This is a genomic window from Streptomyces sp. NPDC096311 (assembly GCF_044763085.1).
GTDB lineage: Bacteria > Actinomycetota > Actinomycetes > Streptomycetales > Streptomycetaceae > Streptomyces.
The window spans coordinates 27,532-44,048 of sequence record NZ_JBIWFN010000025.1; the positions used below are offsets into that span (position 1 = coordinate 27,532).

Genomic DNA, 16,517 nt, shown 5'->3' on the forward strand with positions numbered 1-16,517 from the left:
CTTCTCGTCCCCCTGGAGGTTCCCGCCTGATGGCACAGTCGGTGGGTATCAAGGACGTCGCCCGCGCCGCCGGAGTCTCCGTGGGCACGGTCTCGAACGTCATCAACCGCCCGGACAGCGTCGCCTCCGAGACCCGGGCCCGTGTCCAGTCGGCGATAGACCGGCTCGGCTATGTCCGCAGCGAGTCCGCGCGGCAGCTGCGGGCCGGACGCAGCCGGATCATGGGCCTGCTCGTCCTCGACATGGGCAACCCCTTCTTCGTGGACGTCGCCCGCGGCGCCGAGCGCGCCGCGCGGGAGGCCGGGCTCGGCGTGATGGTCTGCAACAGCGCGCAGAGCGCCGGCGAGGAGGCCGACTACCTGTCGCTCTTCGCCGAGCAGCGGGTACGCGGCGTGCTGCTGACGCCCGCCGACGCGACCGGGCGCAACATCGCGACGTTCCGCCGCAACGGCATCCCCTTCGTGCTGGTCGACCGCGTCGCCGAGGGCACCACCGAGTGCTCGGTCTCGGTCGACGACGTGGCGGGCGGCGCGCTGGCCGTACGGCATCTGGTCGACGCGGGCCATCGATCGATCGCGTACGTCAGTGGGCCGCCCGGCCTCAACCAGGTCAGGGACCGCCGCGTGGGCGCCCTGAACGCGCTGGCCGAGGCGGGCCTCCCGCCCACCGCGATGCGGGAGCTGCCCACCCAGCGCCTCGACGTGGCCGCGGGCCGCGACGCGGGCGCGCGGCTGCTGGGCCTCGCCGAGCGCCCGACCGCCGTCTTCTGCGCCAACGACCTGCTCGCGCTCGGCGTCCTGCAGGCCATGTACGCGGCGGGCGTCGGCGTCCCCGACGACCTCGCGATCGTCGGCTACGACGACATCGAGTTCGCCGCCGCCGCGGCCGTCCCGCTCACCTCCGTACGGCAGCCCGCCATGACCATGGGCGCCCTCGCCGCCGAACTGCTGCTGGAGGAGACGGAGGCCGAGACGGCACCCACACCGCACGAACACCGGCGCGTGGTGCTCCAGCCGGAGCTGGTCGTGCGCCGCTCCAGCCTGTCGGCGCGCTGACGCGCGGCACGCTCCACGCGCCTGGCCTGCTGAGCGACCATTCAGTACGACTTTCTTGATCCCCGGTCTCGGCCGGTCGGGGATCATGTGCTCAACTGGGACGCAGCCTGGATCCGTACGTCTCGGGAGCCCTGTTGAGCGTCAGCTACCGCCAGCCCGGTGTCGTCCTCACCGACCACCGTTTCACCGTGCCCCTCGACCACGACGACCCGGCGGGGGAGAGCATCGAACTGTTCGCCCGCGAGGTCGTCGCGAGCGACAAGACGCACCAGGACCTCCCCTGGATGGTCTACCTCCAGGGCGGCCCCGGCTTCGGCGCCAACCGCTTCGTCGGCAAGCAGGCCTGGCTCGGCCGCGCGCTGAAGGAGTTCCGGGTGCTGCTGCTCGACCAGCGCGGCACCGGCCACTCCACGCCCGCCAACCGCCAGACGCTGCCGCTGCGCGGCGGTCCCGGCGCGCAGGCCGACTACCTCGCGCGCTTCCGCGCCGACTCCATCGTCCGCGACTGCGAGGCCATCCGCCCCCGGCTCACCGGCGGCGACCCCTGGACCGTACTCGGCCAGAGCTTCGGCGGCTTCTGCGTCGTGCACTACCTCTCGACCGCCCCCGAAGGTCTGCGCGCGGCCCTCATCACCGGCGGCCTGCCCTCCCTCGACGCGCACGCGGACGACGTCTACCGGGCCGCGTACCCCCGTATCGAACGCAAGGTCGCGGCGCACTACGCGCGTTACCCCCAGGACGTCGAGCGGGCCCGGCAGATCGCCGACCACCTCCTCCGCCACGAGACCGTCCTGAGCAACGGCTACCGCCTGACCGTCGAGGCCTTCCAGTCCCTCGGCATCCTCCTCGGCGGTGGCGAGGGCAGCCACCGGCTGCACTACCTCCTGGAGGAGGCCTTCGTCCGCACCCCGCAGGGCCTGGCCCTCTCCGACGCCTTCCAGGAGGAGGTACAGGGCCTCCTCTCGTACGCCGGCCACCCCCTGTACGCGCTCGTCCACGAGGCCTGCTACGCCCAGGACGACCGGCCGACCGCCTGGTCCGCCGAGCGGGTGCGCGCCGAGTTCCCCCAGTTCGACGCGGCGAAGGCCCTCGCGGACGACGGACCGCTGCTGTTCACCGGCGAGTCCGTGCACCCCTGGGTGTTCGACACCGATCCCGCGCTGCGTCCCCTCCGCGAGACCGCCGAGGAACTCGCCGCGCGCACCGACTGGCGGCCGCTGTACGACCCCGCCCGCCTCGCCGCCAACGAGGTGCCGGTGGCCGCGGCGGTCTACCACGACGACATGTACGTCGGCCCGGAGCACTCCCTGCGCACGGCCCGTGCCATCGGTGGTCTGCGGACCTGGGTGACGGACGAGTTCGAGCACGACGGTGTACGGGCCGGGGGGTCGCGCGTTCTGGACCGGTTGCTGGCGCTGTCGCGCGACGAGGTCTGAGCGGGCGCCGTTCGGGGGAGAGGACAACACGATGGACGACGACGAACTCCTCGAACACCTCGCGGATCGGTTCCAGGAGCACCGCGGTCGCCTGCGGGCGGTGGCGTACCGGATGCTCGGCTCGCTGAGTGAGGCGGACGACGCGGTCCAGGAGGTGTGGCTGAAGCTCGGCCGCACGGACGTCGGTGAGATCAGGAACCTCGCGGGCTGGCTGACCACGGTGGTCGGCCGGGTCTGTCTGGACCTGCTGCGTTCGCGTGCCGCGCGTCGTGAGGAGCCGCTGGACACCTATGTCCCCGACCCGCTGGTCAGCCCCCTGGAGCGGATCGACCCCGAGCAGGAGGTGCTGCTCGCCGACTCGGTGGGGCTGGCCCTGCTGGTGGTCCTGGAGACACTGGAGCCCGCCGAGCGCCTCACGTTCGTCCTGCACGACATGTTCGCGGTGCCCTTCGACGACATCGCGCCCGTCGTGGGCCGCTCGTCGGCCGCGACGCGGCAGCTGGCGAGCCGGGCGCGGCGGCGGGTACGGGGCGCTGCCGTACCGGAGCCCGAGCTCGATCCCGCCCGGCAGAAACTGGTCCTGGACGCCTTCCTCGCGGCCTCGCGCGCCGGGGACTTCGAGGCGCTGGTGTCCGTCCTTCATCCCGATGTCGTGCTCCGCGTCGACTCCGGTGTGCTCGTCGGCGGGGCGGCGGCGTCCAAGGTGGTCCACGGCGCGACCGGCGTCGCCCAACAGGCCCTCATGTTCCGCCAGTTCGCGGAGTTCTCCCGGCTCGCGCTGGTCAACGGGGCGATCGGCGTCGTCACGGCACCCGAAGGCCGTCCCCTGTCCGTCATGGGCGTCACCATCACCGACGGCCGCGTCGTCGAGATGTACATCCTCGCCGACCCCGAACGCCTGACCCACGTGAACCTCACCGGACTGGAGGGCTGAGCCACCGTTTGCGCTGGAAAGCTGCGCGCAGCGCCCTTCCAGGGGCGCGGGGAACCGCGCGATCAGCCCCCACCCACCCGCAGCCGAAGAGTGCGTCGCAGAGGTGCACCCGACGGCTCAGTACGCTGGTGACATGCGAGAAGACAGTGTGGCGGCAGTCGATGACCGGCTCCTTGAGCTGCGGGCCGACTGCGGTCGGTGTTTCGGGTTGTGCTGTGTCGCCCTGCCCTTCACCCGCTCGGCGGACTTCGCGATCGACAAGGACGCGGGAAAGCCCTGCCAGAACCTGCGGACGGACTCCCGGTGCGGAATCCACACGCAGCTGAGGGAGAAGGGGTTCAACGGGTGCACGGTGTACGACTGTTTCGGCGCCGGCCAGCAGGTCTCCCAGGTCACTTTCGGCGGCCAGGACTGGCGCACCGGCCCGCGGGAACGAGCCCGGCAGATGTTCGACGTGTTCCCGGTCGTCCGCCAGCTCCACGAACTGCTCCGGTACCTGAACGAGGCCCTGACCCTCCCCGCGGCCCGCCCGATCCACGCCGACATCCGCCGAGCCCTCGCCGAGACGGAGCGACTGACGAACCAAACCCCCGAGGAGCTGGGGGAGTTGGACGTGAACGCGCACCGGCAGCAGGTCAACACCCTCCTGCTGCGGACCAGCGAACTCGTGCGCGCGGGAGTCGGCCGCGGCAAGAAGAAGGAGCGGCGCGGCGCCAACCTCATGGGCGCCCGACTCAAGGGCGCCGACCTGCGGGGTGCCAACCTGCGCGGCGCCTACCTCATCGCCGCCGACCTCACCGGCGCCGATCTGCGCGGCGCGGACCTGATCGGTGCCGACTTCCGTGACACGGATCTCACGGACGCGGATCTGACCGACGCGTTCTTCCTGACCCAGCCCCAGCTGAACGCGGCCAGGGGCAGCGCCGGGACCAGGCTGCCGCGGTCAGTCACCCGCCCGGGCCACTGGACGCAGTGACACCGGGTCCGCCGCGGGTGCCCGGTCATCGAGGTGCAGCCGCAGCCCCTCCGGCATCAGCGTCAGTCGTTCGGAGACTTGCAGCTGGTAGTCCGGTTCGGGCCGCAGCTCATAGCGGCGCAGCAGCAGCCCCAGGACGAGCGTCGCCTCGTGCAGCGCGAACTGCCGGCCGATGCAGGCCCGCGCCCCGGTGCCGAACGGCTTGAAGGTGTGGGCGGCCCGGGACCGTACGGCCCCCGGGTCGAAGCGGTCCGGGTCGAATTCCTCGGCGTCCGCGCCCCACACCTCCGGGTTGCGGTGCAGCAGCGCCGTCAGGACCAGGGTCCAGGCACCCGTCCGCATCGGGTGGACCCCGCCCAGCACGGTGTCCTCGCGGGCCTCGCGCGCGAAGGCGGGCGCCGTCGGCCACAGTCGTAGCGACTCGTCGAGGACCCGGCGGACGTACCGCAACTTGGCGACCTGGTCGTAGGCGGGCAGGGGAGTGTCGCCCCAGACCCGGTCCACCTCGGCCTGTGCGCGGGCGGCGACGCCCGGGTGCTGGGCGAGGTAGTGCAGGGCGAAGGAGAGCGCGCCCGAGGTCGTCTCGTGGCCGGCGATCAGGAAGGTGATCACCTGGCGGCGGATGTTCTCGGGCGTCAGCCGTTCCCCCGTGTCCGGGTGGGCGGTCTCCAGCATCCGGTCGAGCAGGTCCCCCTCGCCGGAGGAGTGCCGGCGGGCGGCCACGACGGCGTCGACCGTCTGGTTCAGGTACGCGGTGTGCGCCTCGTTGCGGCGGGTGGCCCCGCGCAGCAGGACCGGGGCCAGCGGCGCGGGGAGCACGTTCAGGCGCTGCGCGTAGGTCAGGGTGCCGACCATCGCGGTGACGAAGGGGTGCGGCCTGGAGCGCTCGAAGGAGCCGAAGTCGTGGCCGAAGCCGGTGCGGGCGATCGTCTCCAGCGTCAGTTTCGTCATGTCGCCGGGCACGTCCACCGCCCGGCCGGCCGCGCGTTCCCCGTCCCAGCGGTCCATCAGCCGCTCGGTCACGGCGAGCATCATCGGGTGGTAGCCCTCCATCGCCTCACGGCTGAAGCCCGGGGCGAGGACGTCGTGGGCCAGCTGCCAGTTCGGTTCGTGGTTGTACGCCGTGAACAGACCGTCCCCGGCGACCGGCCGCAGGTTGGCGACCCCGAGCCCGACGTGCTTGGCGAACCGGTTCTCGTCCGCGAGCTCGGCCGCGAGCTCGGCGCCCCACACGAAGACGATCTCCTTGCCGAAGCCCTTGCGCCGGAAGATCGGCCCGAGCCTGCGCCCGAACCGCATCGAGTCCTGCAGGGGAGAGCGGACGTTCGCGCCGATCACATCCCCGACGAGGGGGAGCCGGTAGGGCGGGCGGGGGATGCGGTGCAGCTCGGGCCAGCCCAGCTCCGCGCTCCGGAACCCCTTGGGCAGCACGGCCCCTGTCGTCTCCGCCATGACGCGATCTCCCTTGTGCCGGTGGCACGTCGACGCTGCCGCCCCGACCATGTTGTACGCGGGTTCAATAGCGGTTTTCAGTGTGATCCCGTTGTTGAACCGACGTCAAGTAAGGTGCGGCCATGATGGGCAAACAGGGGGAGCGAGGGGAACGGACCCGCCGTCGGCTGAGTACCGAGGAGCGCAGGGAGCAGCTGCTGTCCGTCGGGGCGCGGCTGTTCTCCGAGAGCCCGTACGACGAGGTGTGGATCGAGCAGGTCGCCGAGATCGCCGGGGTCTCGCGCGGGCTCCTGTACCACTACTTCCCCACCAAGCGGGACTTCTTCGCGGCCGTCGTGGAGCGCGAGAGCGAGCGGATGCTGCGGCTGACGGCCGCGGTGCCCGGCATTCCCGTCCGCGAGCAGCTGAGCGCCGGACTCGACACCTTCCTGGCGTACGTCGAGGCCCACGCGCACGGCTTTCGTGCCTTCCATCGCGCCGACGCGGCCGGTGACCAGGCCGTGCGCAGGGTCTATCAGCGGGCGCTGGCCGCGCAGGAGCAGCAGATCCTGGCGGCGCTCGACGCGGACCCCGACGTTCCCGGGGGGATCGAGGACCGGCCCGAGCTGCGGATCGCCGTCCGTGGCTGGCTCGCCTTCACCACGGCCGTATGCCTGGAGTGGCTCAGGGGGGCGGAGCTGACCCGGGAGCAGCTGCGGGATCTGTGCGCGCGGGCGCTTCTGGGCGCCATCACGCCGTAACTCGTGCGAGGGACGCAGGTGTGGCGTGGTTGGCGTACACCCGGATCTCCGATAGGTTAGGCAAGGCTTACCTAAGGGAGGTTGGGATGGGTGACCGCATGGGTGACCGTCATACCTGGACGGCCGCGCCCGCCGCTGCCGAGCGCGCCCGCTCGGTGCTCGCCGCGGCATGGTCCTGCGCGGTGACCGCGGAGGGCGGCAGGGAGGAGCTCGTCGGCGCGCACACCGTCACCGTGGACGGCCGGGTTCTCCTGCACGTGCCGGACGACAGCGCGCTGACGGCCGCGGCGGTCTGCGCGCCGCGCGGAGAGCCCTCCGCCGTCCTGGAGTTCGCGGACGTCGCGCCCGTGCCGGTGCGGGGCCGGATCCGCGCCCGGCTCTGGATGGCCGGCCGCTTCGTCCTGGCGGAGGGGCACCTGGAGTTCCGGCCCTCGCGCGTGGTGCTGCGCGAGGCGTCCGGCGCGCTCGTGGTGGACCTCGACGAGTTCGCGGACGCCGTCCCCGACCCGCTCGCGACGGCCGAGGCGAGCCTGCTCACCCACCTGGCCGACGCGCACCCGGACGCCGTCGAGCGGCTGACCCGTCTCGTCGAGCCCGAGGGTCTGCACGGCGCGGTCCGCGTCCAGCCGCTCGCCGTCGACCGGCACGGACTGACGCTGCGGATCGAACGGGCGCGCGGCAACGGCGACGTACGCCTGTCCTTCCACGCGCCCGCCGACGACGTCTCGCAGCTCACCGAGCGGATGCATGTGCTGCTCACGCAGGCGAGCTCCGCGAACTGCCCCCGCGCGCTACAGCGGCAGCGTACAGACGGCGACGGGTGAGGCGAACGGCTTGCCCGCGAGCCGGAGTACACCGCTCGCGCCCTCGACGTGGAAGACACTGACCGTGCTCGAGCGCTGGTTCGCCGTGAACAGCAGCCGTTCGTCCGGTGAGAAGGCGAGGTGGCGCGGGAAGTCGCCACCGACCGGGACGCTGTCCAGGAGCCTCAACCGGGCACCGGCCGCCTCGACCGCGTACCGCGTCAGGGTGTTGTGGCCGCGGTTGGCGAGATAGGCGTACGAACCGTTCGACGTCACCAGGATCTGCGCCGGATAGTTCGTGCCCGTGCCCGTGCCGGTGGACTGCGGGTCGCCCGGGGTGAGCCGTCCGCTCGCCGGGTCGTACGCGCAGACCACGACCGTGTTGTCGACCTCGTTGGCGAGATAGGCGAAGCGGCCGCCGGGGTGGAAGGTGAGATGGCGTGGCCCCGCGCCCGGCCGGGTGTGCGCCTGGGAGACCTCGGTGAGCGTTCCCTTCGACTGGTCCAGGCGGTAGGTGTACACCGTGTCGGTGCCCAGGTCGACGGCGAGGACGTGCCCCCCGTCCGGACTGGTCGTGAACTGGTGCGCGTGCGGGCCGTCCTGGCCGGGGCCCGGTGCCGGACGGGAGTGCGTGACCAGGTCGGTGCGTTCGCCGAGTGCGCCCGAGGCGTCGACGGGGTGCACGGCCACACTGCCCGAGGCGTAGTTGGCGCTCAGCAGCCACCGTCCGCTCGGATGCACGGAGAGGTGGCAGGGGCCCGCGCCACCGGTGCTCCGGGAGCCCAGGACCCGGTTGTCGGCGAGCCGTACGGCCGTCACGGCGCCCTCCGGCCGCTCGTCGACGGCGTACAGCGTGTGGCCCTTCGGATGCGTGGCGAGGTACGACGGGTCGCCGATGCCGGTGAGTGTGCCGGTGGCCGTCACGGTGCCCGTCACCGGGTCGTACGTGGCCAGGCCGATCCCCTTTCCACCGCCCTCGACCGAGGTGTACGTGCCGAGGAACAGCCGGCGGACGGTGGGGGAGGAAGAGGTCGGCCCGGGGGCCGAGGTGGCGGGGGAGCCCTCGGCGGGTGGGTTCGTGGCGGCCGTGGGTCGGGTGCGCGGCGCGGCCGGTGCCGGCACCGTCGTCACCGCGGTGATCCCCGCCAGCGCCCCGAGGAACCGGCGCCTGCCCCAGCCGCCGCCCGCGTCCCGTGCCGGATCCGCGCCACTGTTCATAGCTGCACCTCGGGTGTCGGTTGCCTCGGTCGTCACAGCCACCTTGGCGTGCCACACCCGAGAAGTGCAAGAACGGCAATGCTTGTTGCGCCCTGTGCAACAAGAAGGGGGATGGTCCGACGGCTGAGTGGGGCCGCCTACCAGTCACCGTCCTCGACCGGCTCGCCCGGCGCGTCGCCCAGCTGTTTCACCTGGTGGGGCGAGGGCTCCTGCCAGGGCTCGTGGTCGTCGCCGAGCCACTCGCCGACCGGCCGCACCGAGCTCAGTGTGTCGGTGGGGGCGACGTCATGGGCCGCGTCGTCGTAGTACTCGAACCAGGGCAGCCCGGCCCGTGTGTAGGCCGCGCGGTCGACGGGTGACGGCGGGGGAGCCTCGCCCGTGATCCGGCGCCACTCGGGAGGCGTCACGAGATGCACGAACACCCGGCCGGCGGGCTCCCTGGCCCAGGCGCCGCGCGAGCGCTCGTCCGCGTAGACCTCCTGGCGCATCGAGCCTCCGACGCCGAGTCCCATGGCCGGGGCACTCCTCGCGCGGGCCGCCGAGGGGGGCGCGGCGGCCATGGCGGCGCCGGGAGCCGGCGGGGCGGCGCCATAGGCGGACACGCTCTTCACGGACCTCGTGCTCACGGACCGGCGGCGCTCCCACTCGCGCCACTTCGCGAGCTCCGCGTCATTGAGCCGGAAGGACTGCAGCTGCAGGCCGCCCCACACCTCCTCGCCGGTGACCTGGCCCTCGACCGTGGCGCCGAGCCCCAGCGGCACGGCCACGAACTGGCGGACCGTGCCCTTCCCGGAGTTGATGCCGTCGAGCCAGGGCTGGCGGGGGATCACCACGTAGTTCTGCGGGTTCCGGGAGAGCAGGGAGCTCCACGGCCTGCCCGAAACCGCGCACACCTTGCCCACGCCGACCTGGAGCGCGGCCGGCTCCGTCGAACCCGCGAAGCTCAGCCACATGGCCTCGCGCAGATACACCGGCAGCATCACACCGCCGCGCGCACGCCACTCGGCGGGCACGGTGTCCGCGTGGTCCTCGACGCGGCGCACGGGGAACTCGCCGAGCCCCGGCGGCAGTTCGTGCGTGCCCGTCTCGGGCAGGCGCAGCGTCCGCATGAACCGGACCCGCACCCCGCCCGGCAGGCGCAGTGTGTTCCCGTCGATCCGCACCGCGTCGTCGGCCATCCGTCCGCTCCCCCCATCGTCGCCCCCGTCCCCGAAAACGGAACGTCTGTCCTCAGAGAGAACGACCGGAGACGGGGGGACGGTTCCGGTCCGAACGCGGCTGTCGCGGCCCGCGGGCCGTCCGAAGGCGCTGCCGCAGTCGGACGAGGTGGTCACGGCGCTTGCGCTCTTCGCGGGTACCGCGGTCGAGCTCCTCCATGAGCCGTCGTGAGCGGTGCTCCGTGTCCAGCTCGTCCAGGATGCGGTTGATCTCGGTGAGGACGGCGCCGTGCAGCTGCCACTGCCGGGCGTCCCGCTGCACCTCGTCGAGCAGCAGCTGGGCCAGCTTGTCGCGGGTCGCCGTGGCTGTGGACAGCTCCGCGGCGAGCCGGGCCTCGGCCGACTCGGCGTTCTGACTGATGTGCGTGGTCACCAGGACCGCGAAACTCACCACGGCGTCGCCCACTTCGGACAGCAGCTGCTCCAGCGTCGCCCCCACCTGAGGCTCGAACAATGGCTCGGGATCGCGCTCCTTGGCGAGGTCGGTGAGGGTGCGGGCGAGCACCCGCAGCACCACCGTGCAGATCTCCAGCGTGTCGAGGCCGGTGCGCAGCACGATCCGGTGCAGCAGGCCCTCCCGTACGCGCGGATTGAGCTTGAGGCTGTCCTCGGCCTGCCGGAGCGCCGCGTCCACCTGGACGATGTCGTGGTCCAGGCGGCGCGCCTCGTGCAGCCGCGCGGTGGCGTGCTCGACGGGGGTGCGGCCGGCCGCCTCCTCGCCCATGCGCAGCATCAACCGCCGTACCCGCCGCGCCAGATCCTCGATGGACTCGCCGGCCGCACCCACCCACACCGGCGGAGCGAAGAGCAGATTGCAGCCGAGTCCGACCACCGCGCCGATCAGTGTCTCCAGCACCCTGGCCCAGGCCGTGTCCCCGACCCTGGTCACGCCGAGCACGAGCATGGCGCTGATCGCCACCTCGGGCACGAACTCGCTGACCCGGACGAGATGGCCGACGGCCAGCGAGGCGAGGATGAGCAGGGCCAGACTCCACCATGTCAGACCCACGAGAACGCTGAAGGCGATGGCGACGACGACACCCGCCACCACGGAGTTCACCCGGCGGATGCCGGTGGTGAGAGTGGCGTAGAGCGTGACCTGCACGACCAGGAGCGCGGTGAGCGGGGCGGTGAGCGGCGCGGGCTCCGGACTGAGCCGCAACGCGATCACGTACGCGACGGTCGCGGCCCCCGCCGACCGCACCGACTGGACGACCACGGGTTCCTCGTGCCACTTCCGGAGCTGTGCGCCCGCCACGGCCCACGCACCACGTACGTCTCGCATCCTTGGCCTTTTCCCTTTTCGCAGGCGTACCGAACGTGCTGATCGAGGACCGTAACTGTCCGCAAGGGAGCCTAGTTTGTTCTCGTCGGCCGGAAGGCACCGAGGAGGGGACCAGGAATGAGCGATCTCGCGGGCTTCGAGCTGCTGACCAGGGCACATGTCTACCTGAGTGAGGTGGCCGCCGCCGTACCGGAGCGGGCGTGGGGGGCGCCGACGCCGTGCAGCGCGTGGACGGTGCGGCAGGTCCTCAACCACGCGCGACTGGATCAGCAGGCGTACGGCGCCGCGATCACCGGCGCCGACCGGCCCGGCTCCGACCCCTTCCGGCCCGCCGACGTGCTGGACTCCGACGCGCAGACGGTGCTGGAGAAGGTGCTGCGGGGCGTGGCGGACGCCTACGCGCAGTTGCCGGCCGACTCCCCGGAGGTCGCGACCCCCCTCGGACCGCTGCCGTTCCCGCCGGCCGCCGCCGCTGCCGCCATGAACGCCGCCGTGCACGCCTGGGACATCGCCGTCGCCACCGGCCAGGACGCGCCGCTGGAGGAGGAGCCGGCGGCGGGTATCAGGTTCGCGGCGGATCGGCTCGTCGATCATCTGCGCGACTCGTACGGGGTGTTCGCCGCTCCCCGCGAGGTGCCGGCGGCCGCCGGCCGGGCGGAGGCGCTGCTCGCCTTCCTCGGCCGGGACCCGCACTGGACGCCCGCCGTGTCCTGACGCGCGGACTGCGCGGCGGGGACCCCCGCGGTGTTCTCAGCCGGTGGGCCGCCGTCACCGGCTGGAGTCGGCGCGGCTGCGGGACCGGTAGCCGGCCACCTTCGCGAGGTTGCCGCAGCGGTCCATGGAGCACCAGCGGCGCCGACGGGCCTGGGAGTCGTCAAGGAAGAGCAGCGAGCACTCGGGGTTCTCGCACTCCTTGACCCTGGCAAGGAGCGGGCCGCCGACCAGCAGGACGGCGTCCCGGGCCACGGTCGCGAGGGCCGCGGGTCCGGGACGCTCGGCCGTCCAGCGCAGGGGCTGCCGGGGGCCCGCGCCCTCGTCCTGCGGCTCGGCGAGCTGGGGGGCGAGGTCGGGACGGGCCGCCGCCTCGTTGGCCCGCGCGACATCGGCCGGATCGGGTGCCTCCCCGGCCATCGCGGCGCGTACGAGCCGGTAGAGGGCCTCGCGCAGGGTGCGGGCGTGGGTGAGATCGCCCTCGGTGACGCGCACCGGGGTGTCGTCGGCCCCGGCGCTCAGGCCCGCCCCGGTGATCCAGCGGGCGAGGGCGTCGGGGTCCGGGAGCCGCTCCAGGGGGGTGGCGTGCCGCTTGCCGAGCGTGGCCACGAAGTTCAGGCAGGGGCGTCCGCCGATGAAGGGGAACGGCGAGGCGGGTTCGGGGACGGCGGCGGGAGCGGAGGGCATGGTCGGAGTGTAGCGCCTTGACACCGGTTGAAGTGGTGTCGCATGGTGACACCACTTCAACCGGTGTCACCGTGCTCGTGGGCCTCCTCGGACGCCGCGGTGCTCCGATGCGTCCACAGGGAAGCAGGTGCGGTATGCGTGCGGTGCGGATCGACGAGTTCGGCGGGCCCGAGGTGCTGGTGCCGGTGGAGGTCCCCGACCCGGTCGCGGGCCCGGGCCAGGTGCTGCTGCGGGTCGTGGCGGCGGGGGTGAACCGGGCGGACGCGCTGGTCCGTGCCGGGCGGTACCACCGGGCCGGACGGCCGCCGCTGATCCCGGGCGTGGAGGCGGCCGGCGTCGTCGCCGTGGTGGGGGAGGGGGTCACCGGCATCGAGGTCGGACAGCGGGTCATGGCCCTGGACGGGGTGAACGCACCCGGTTTCTACGCCGAGTTGGCCGTCGTGCCCGCCCGGCAGGTCACGGTCGTGCCGGACGGTCTGGAGCTGGCCGAGGCCGCCGCCCTGCCCGTGGCCTGGCTCTCCGCCTGGTACTGCCTGCGCCATCTGGCGAAGGTGACCAAGGACGACACCGTGGTGGTGAAGGCCGCCGCGAGCGGGGTGGGCAGCGCGGCCGTCCAGATCGCCGCCGGGGCCGGCGCCCGTGTCGTCGCGCTCGCGGGTTCACCCGACAAGACCGCCTGGGCCGCCGGACTCGGCGCCCACGACACCCTTGACACCTCCGCGCATCCGGGCGACGCGGAGGTCGAGGAGGTGTTGCGGCTGACCGGCGGGCGCGGTGCGGACGTCGTCCTCGACACCGTCGGCGGCCCCGCCTTCGGACGGAGTCTGCGCGAGGTCGGGCACGGCGGGCGGGTGATCGCCCTCGCCAACGTCGCCCTGGAGCCGAGCACGATCGACACCCGCGACTTCTATCCGAAGAACGCCGCCGTCCTCGGCTTCCAGCTCACCAATCTGCAGATCCACGGCTACGACCCCCGCGAGGACCTGCGCGAGCTGGCCCGGCGGGTCGCGGCGGGCACGTACCGCGTGCCGGTCGAGACGGTGGTCCCGCTGGACCAGGCACGCGCGGCCCACGAACGTCTGGAGCGGCGCGACAACCGGGGCAAGATCGTGCTGGCCGTCCAGGAGAAATGAGTTGCGGATGTCGCGCCCGACGAGTGATCTCTGAAGGTCCCGGAGCGGGGCGAACGCGTGCGGAAACAGGGCAGGGGAGGGGCCAAGTGGACTTCAGGGACGGCCGCACACCCCAGGGGAGGGCGCTGCGCCACGTTGCGGCGCTCTCCCGCGGCCCGGCGGTGGACCCGGCGCGCGCTGGACTGGCCGGCCCTGTTCGACCTCCTCACCCCGCTGCGGCCCCGCCACTGTGTACATGTGCGGCGACGGCTCGCGCATGGCACCCGGCGTCCGCGAGGCCTTCCGTACGCTGTACCGGGACCGTACGCCGTACGCCGTACGCCGGATGCCGACGAGGCGACCGCCGAGAGGTGGCTGAACGAGCTGATCGCGAACGGGCGTTACGTGGAGGACGCGTACGCGGCCGGGTGACCGAAGGGGCGGGTGGGGCGCATGACGGAGGACTCCTGGGAGCGGGCGCGGCGGATCCTCGCGGCGGCCGGACTGCCGCCGGACCGCCTCGCCCGCTGCCGTCCCCTCGACGGCGGCACCTACAACACCGTCGAGGAACTCCTCCTCACCGACGGCACCCGCCATGTGCTGAAGGTCCCGCCCCCTGAGACCGCCCCGGGCATGCGCCATGAGCGCGAACTCCTGGTGTCCGAGGCGGAGTTCTACCGGTCGGCGGCCACCGTCGACGTACCGGCGCCACGCGTCGTGGCCACCGGGGGCCGTCACCTCCTCATGACGGCCTGCCCGGGCCAGGCATGGGACGACACGGTCACCGGTGCCGAACAGACCCACCTGCGCACGGAGCTGGGCGTCCTCGTGGCCCGGCTCCACCAGGTCACCGGGCCCGCCTTCGGCTACCCCTCCGGGGCCCTCGGCCCGCTCGCCCCCGACTGGCGCACCGCCTTCACCACCATGTACGACGCCGTCCTGGACGACGCCTGCCGTTACCGGGCCTGGTTGCCCCGGCCCGTGGAGGAGGTGGCTCGCACCGCGAAGGGGGCGTACGACGCCCTGGACGAGGTCACCGACCCCCGCCTGGTCCACTTCGACCTGTGGCGGGGCAACATCCTCGTGGACCGCTCGGACGGCACACCCCGGATCGGTGGCCTCATCGACGGCGAGCGCATGTTCTGGGGCGACCCCCTGGCGGACTTCGTCTCCCTCGCACTCCTCGGCGACATCGAGCAGGACTCCGCCTTCCTGACCAGCTATCAGAACGCGGGAGGCCGCCCCGACTTCGACACCGCGGCCCGTCGGCGCCTCGCCCTCTACCGCAGCTACCTCTACCTGATCATGCTCATCGAGACCGTGCCCCGCGCCGTGGGCGACGACCATGCCGCCTGGACCCGCGAGGCGGTGGCTCCGCAGCTCGTGGCGGCCCTGGACGACATCGGTCGGCGTGGCGCCGACCGGTCGAACGGATGACCTCGCACCCTCGCCTTCGGCTGGACGCGTACTCCGGTCGGGGTGTCACGCGCGTCCAGCGCGAAGGCCGGGGCGTACGTCAGGCCGCGCTGCGCCCGCGCTCCCCGTGGGCCCGGATGATGTCCGCGTACCGGTGTCCGCTCCCCTTCACCGTGCGCCGCTGGGTCTCGTAGTCGACGTGCACGAGGCCGAAGCGCTTGTCGTAGCCATAGGCCCACTCGAAGTTGTCGAGCAGCGACCAGGCGAAGTATCCGGCGAGGGGGACGCCCTTGCCGGCCGCCGCGGCACAGGCGGCGAGATGCTGCTCCAGGTACCGCGTGCGCTCGGGGTCGTCGACGGTGCCGTCGGGGCGCACGACGTCGGGATAGGCGGAGCCGTTCTCGGTGACGTACAGCTTGCGGGCGCCGTAGTCGTCGGTGAGGCGCAGCAGCAGGCGCTCGATGCCGGAGGCGTCGACCTCCCAGTCCATGCCGGTGCGGGGAACGCCCAGGCGGCGCACCGTGCGCACGCGCGGCGCGGGGCCTGAGGGGTCGTCGGCGACCGTGGACGGGAAGTAGTAGTTGAGGCCCAGCCAGTCCAGGGGCTGTGCGATGGTCTCCAAGTCGCCCGACACTTCCGGGAGTTCGACGCCGTAGACCTCACGCATGTCCGCGGGGAACCCGCGGCCGTGTACCGGGTCCAGCCACCAGCGGTTGGTGTGTCCGTCCAGTCGGCGGGCCGCCGCGACGCCCTCGGGGCGGTCGGTGGCGGCCTCGATGCTGGAGAGGTTGTTGACGATGCCCACCTGGGCGCCCGGTGCGGCGGCGCGGACGGCCTGCACGGCCAGGCCGTGGCCCAGGAGCAGGTGGTACGAGGCGCGGACCGCGACCGCCAGATCCGCGAGGCCGGGAGCCATCCGGCCCTCCAGATGGCCGATCCAGGCCGAGCACAGCGGCTCGTTCAGCGTCGTCCAGTGGTGGACGCGGTCGCCCAGACGCTCCGCGACGACCGCCGCGTACGAGGCGAAGTGGTATGCCGTGTCGCGTGCGGCCCACCCGCCGCGGTCCTGGAGCACCTGCGGCAGGTCCCAGTGGTAGAGGGTGACGGAGGGGGTGATGCCCGCCTCCAGCAGGGCGTCGGTCAACTGGTCGTAGAAGTCGAGCCCCTTCGCGTTGACCGGGCCGTCGCCGCCCGGCACCACACGTGGCCAGGCGATGGACAACCGGTAGGCGTTGGTGCCCAGTTGGCGCATGAGCGCGATGTCCTCGCGCCAGCGGTGGTAGTGGTCGCAGGCGATGTCACCGTGGTCGCCGTTGTCGATCTTGCCCGGTGTGTGCGAGAACGTGTCCCAGATGGACGGCGAGCGGCCGTCCTCGGCGACGGCTCCCTCGATCTGGTAGGCCGACGTGGCCGTGCCCCACAGGAAGTCCTCGGGGAGTGCGGCAAGGTCGATGGTCACGGAAGTCCCTTCAGGG

15 protein-coding genes and 1 pseudogene are annotated in these 16,517 nt (G+C 72.7%); 10 read left to right on the forward strand and 6 right to left on the reverse strand.

Annotated features, from left to right (window positions below; all coding sequences use genetic code 11):
* Nucleotides 1–29: 29 nt before the first annotated feature.
* From ACIRA5_RS44005 to ACIRA5_RS44020, 4 genes are all read left to right on the forward strand, one after another.
* The gene (locus ACIRA5_RS44005) at nucleotides 30–1,055 is read left to right on the forward strand and encodes a LacI family DNA-binding transcriptional regulator (RefSeq protein ID WP_403701360.1); all 1,026 of its coding nucleotides are present in this window, start codon (nucleotides 30–32) and stop codon (nucleotides 1,053–1,055) included.
* A 134-nt stretch (nucleotides 1,056–1,189) separates the two neighbouring features.
* The gene (locus tag ACIRA5_RS44010) at nucleotides 1,190–2,491 is read left to right on the forward strand and encodes an alpha/beta fold hydrolase (RefSeq protein WP_403701363.1); all 1,302 of its coding nucleotides are present in this window, start codon (nucleotides 1,190–1,192) and stop codon (nucleotides 2,489–2,491) included.
* 31 nt (nucleotides 2,492–2,522) lie between these two features.
* Nucleotides 2,523–3,425, forward strand: a complete 903-nt coding sequence (sigJ, locus tag ACIRA5_RS44015; RefSeq protein ID WP_403701366.1) for an RNA polymerase sigma factor SigJ — start codon at nucleotides 2,523–2,525, stop codon at nucleotides 3,423–3,425.
* 133 nt (nucleotides 3,426–3,558) lie between these two features.
* Nucleotides 3,559–4,401 carry a pentapeptide repeat-containing protein gene (locus tag ACIRA5_RS44020; RefSeq protein WP_403701369.1) on the forward strand — a complete coding sequence of 281 codons (843 nt, stop codon included), beginning with the start codon at nucleotides 3,559–3,561 and terminating at the stop codon, nucleotides 4,399–4,401.
* Here ACIRA5_RS44020 and ACIRA5_RS44025 read toward each other — a convergent pair.
* On the reverse strand, nucleotides 4,369–5,853 hold the full coding sequence (locus tag ACIRA5_RS44025; protein ID WP_403701371.1) for a cytochrome P450: 1,485 nt from the start codon (nucleotides 5,851–5,853) through the stop codon (nucleotides 4,369–4,371). The two genes, ACIRA5_RS44020 and ACIRA5_RS44025, sit on opposite strands and share 33 nt — an antisense overlap.
* 122 nt (nucleotides 5,854–5,975) lie before the next feature.
* Between ACIRA5_RS44025 and ACIRA5_RS44030 the strand changes: the two genes are divergently transcribed.
* Together ACIRA5_RS44030 and ACIRA5_RS44035 are read left to right on the forward strand one after the other, a co-directional pair.
* On the forward strand, nucleotides 5,976–6,593 hold the full coding sequence (locus ACIRA5_RS44030; protein WP_101402498.1) for a TetR/AcrR family transcriptional regulator: 618 nt from the start codon (nucleotides 5,976–5,978) through the stop codon (nucleotides 6,591–6,593).
* 98 nt (nucleotides 6,594–6,691) lie between these two features.
* On the forward strand, nucleotides 6,692–7,417 hold the full coding sequence (locus ACIRA5_RS44035) for a DUF2470 domain-containing protein (protein ID WP_403701685.1): 726 nt from the start codon (nucleotides 6,692–6,694) through the stop codon (nucleotides 7,415–7,417).
* Here ACIRA5_RS44035 and ACIRA5_RS44040 read toward each other — a convergent pair.
* The 3 genes from ACIRA5_RS44040 to ACIRA5_RS44050 all read right to left on the reverse strand — a co-directional run bounded on the left by ACIRA5_RS44040 (nucleotide 7,385) and on the right by ACIRA5_RS44050 (nucleotide 11,116).
* Complete coding sequence (locus tag ACIRA5_RS44040) at nucleotides 7,385–8,614, reverse strand: lactonase family protein (RefSeq protein ID WP_403701373.1); 1,230 nt, start codon at nucleotides 8,612–8,614, stop codon at nucleotides 7,385–7,387. The two genes, ACIRA5_RS44035 and ACIRA5_RS44040, sit on opposite strands and share 33 nt — an antisense overlap.
* A 137-nt stretch (nucleotides 8,615–8,751) precedes the next feature.
* The gene (locus ACIRA5_RS44045; protein ID WP_403701375.1) at nucleotides 8,752–9,792 is read right to left on the reverse strand and encodes a hypothetical protein; all 1,041 of its coding nucleotides are present in this window, start codon (nucleotides 9,790–9,792) and stop codon (nucleotides 8,752–8,754) included.
* Nucleotides 9,793–9,844: 52 nt separating this feature from the next.
* Nucleotides 9,845–11,116 (reverse strand): aromatic acid exporter family protein, encoded by a 1,272-nt coding sequence (locus ACIRA5_RS44050; protein ID WP_403701379.1) that lies wholly within the window; start codon nucleotides 11,114–11,116, stop codon nucleotides 9,845–9,847.
* Nucleotides 11,117–11,233: 117 nt separating this feature from the next.
* Here ACIRA5_RS44050 and ACIRA5_RS44055 point away from each other — a divergent pair, with 117 nt between their 5' ends.
* Entirely contained in the window at nucleotides 11,234–11,830 is a 597-nt protein-coding gene (locus tag ACIRA5_RS44055) for a TIGR03086 family metal-binding protein (RefSeq protein WP_403701382.1), read from the forward strand.
* Nucleotides 11,831–11,884: 54 nt separating this feature from the next.
* On the opposite strand, the gene ACIRA5_RS44060 is transcribed toward ACIRA5_RS44055, so the two are convergent.
* Entirely contained in the window at nucleotides 11,885–12,514 is a 630-nt protein-coding gene (locus ACIRA5_RS44060; protein WP_403701386.1) for a CGNR zinc finger domain-containing protein, read from the reverse strand.
* A 134-nt stretch (nucleotides 12,515–12,648) separates the two neighbouring features.
* On the opposite strand from ACIRA5_RS44060, the gene ACIRA5_RS44065 reads away from it, so the two are divergent.
* The 3 genes and pseudogenes from ACIRA5_RS44065 (at nucleotide 12,649) to ACIRA5_RS44075 (ending at nucleotide 15,063) form a co-directional block, all read left to right on the forward strand.
* Nucleotides 12,649–13,647 (forward strand): zinc-binding alcohol dehydrogenase family protein, encoded by a 999-nt coding sequence (locus ACIRA5_RS44065; RefSeq protein ID WP_403701389.1) that lies wholly within the window; start codon nucleotides 12,649–12,651, stop codon nucleotides 13,645–13,647.
* A gap of 223 nt (nucleotides 13,648–13,870) precedes the next feature.
* Nucleotides 13,871–14,058: pseudogene (locus tag ACIRA5_RS44070) on the forward strand (hypothetical protein); the annotation flags it as partial.
* 21 nt (nucleotides 14,059–14,079) lie between these two features.
* Nucleotides 14,080–15,063: a phosphotransferase family protein gene (locus tag ACIRA5_RS44075; RefSeq protein WP_403701392.1), complete on the forward strand. Its 984-nt coding sequence runs from the start codon at nucleotides 14,080–14,082 to the stop codon at nucleotides 15,061–15,063.
* A 79-nt stretch (nucleotides 15,064–15,142) separates the two neighbouring features.
* On the opposite strand, the gene ACIRA5_RS44080 is transcribed toward ACIRA5_RS44075, so the two are convergent.
* Nucleotides 15,143–16,501 (reverse strand): GH1 family beta-glucosidase, encoded by a 1,359-nt coding sequence (locus ACIRA5_RS44080; RefSeq protein ID WP_403701395.1) that lies wholly within the window; start codon nucleotides 16,499–16,501, stop codon nucleotides 15,143–15,145.
* Between the last annotated feature and the right edge of the window lie 16 nt (nucleotides 16,502–16,517).

Bases quoted from the DNA above. Each gene is read 5' to 3' on its own strand.
- ACIRA5_RS44020 (WP_403701369.1), top strand. From the start codon at position 3,559: ATGCGAGAAGACAGTGTGGCGGCAGTCGATGACCGGCTCCTTGAGCTG.
- sigJ (WP_403701366.1), top strand. From the start codon at position 2,523: ATGGACGACGACGAACTCCTCGAACACCTCGCGGATCGGTTCCAGGAG.
- ACIRA5_RS44005 (WP_403701360.1), top strand. From the start codon at position 30: ATGGCACAGTCGGTGGGTATCAAGGACGTCGCCCGCGCCGCCGGAGTC.
- ACIRA5_RS44050 (WP_403701379.1), bottom strand. From the start codon at position 11,116: ATGCGAGACGTACGTGGTGCGTGGGCCGTGGCGGGCGCACAGCTCCGG.
- ACIRA5_RS44065 (WP_403701389.1), top strand. From the start codon at position 12,649: ATGCGTGCGGTGCGGATCGACGAGTTCGGCGGGCCCGAGGTGCTGGTG.
- ACIRA5_RS44045 (WP_403701375.1), bottom strand. From the start codon at position 9,792: ATGGCCGACGACGCGGTGCGGATCGACGGGAACACACTGCGCCTGCCG.
- ACIRA5_RS44060 (WP_403701386.1), bottom strand. From the start codon at position 12,514: ATGCCCTCCGCTCCCGCCGCCGTCCCCGAACCCGCCTCGCCGTTCCCC.
- ACIRA5_RS44030 (WP_101402498.1), top strand. From the start codon at position 5,976: ATGATGGGCAAACAGGGGGAGCGAGGGGAACGGACCCGCCGTCGGCTG.
- ACIRA5_RS44025 (WP_403701371.1), bottom strand. From the start codon at position 5,853: ATGGCGGAGACGACAGGGGCCGTGCTGCCCAAGGGGTTCCGGAGCGCG.
- ACIRA5_RS44055 (WP_403701382.1), top strand. From the start codon at position 11,234: ATGAGCGATCTCGCGGGCTTCGAGCTGCTGACCAGGGCACATGTCTAC.
- ACIRA5_RS44075 (WP_403701392.1), top strand. From the start codon at position 14,080: ATGACGGAGGACTCCTGGGAGCGGGCGCGGCGGATCCTCGCGGCGGCC.
- ACIRA5_RS44040 (WP_403701373.1), bottom strand. From the start codon at position 8,614: ATGAACAGTGGCGCGGATCCGGCACGGGACGCGGGCGGCGGCTGGGGC.
- ACIRA5_RS44035 (WP_403701685.1), top strand. From the start codon at position 6,692: ATGGGTGACCGTCATACCTGGACGGCCGCGCCCGCCGCTGCCGAGCGC.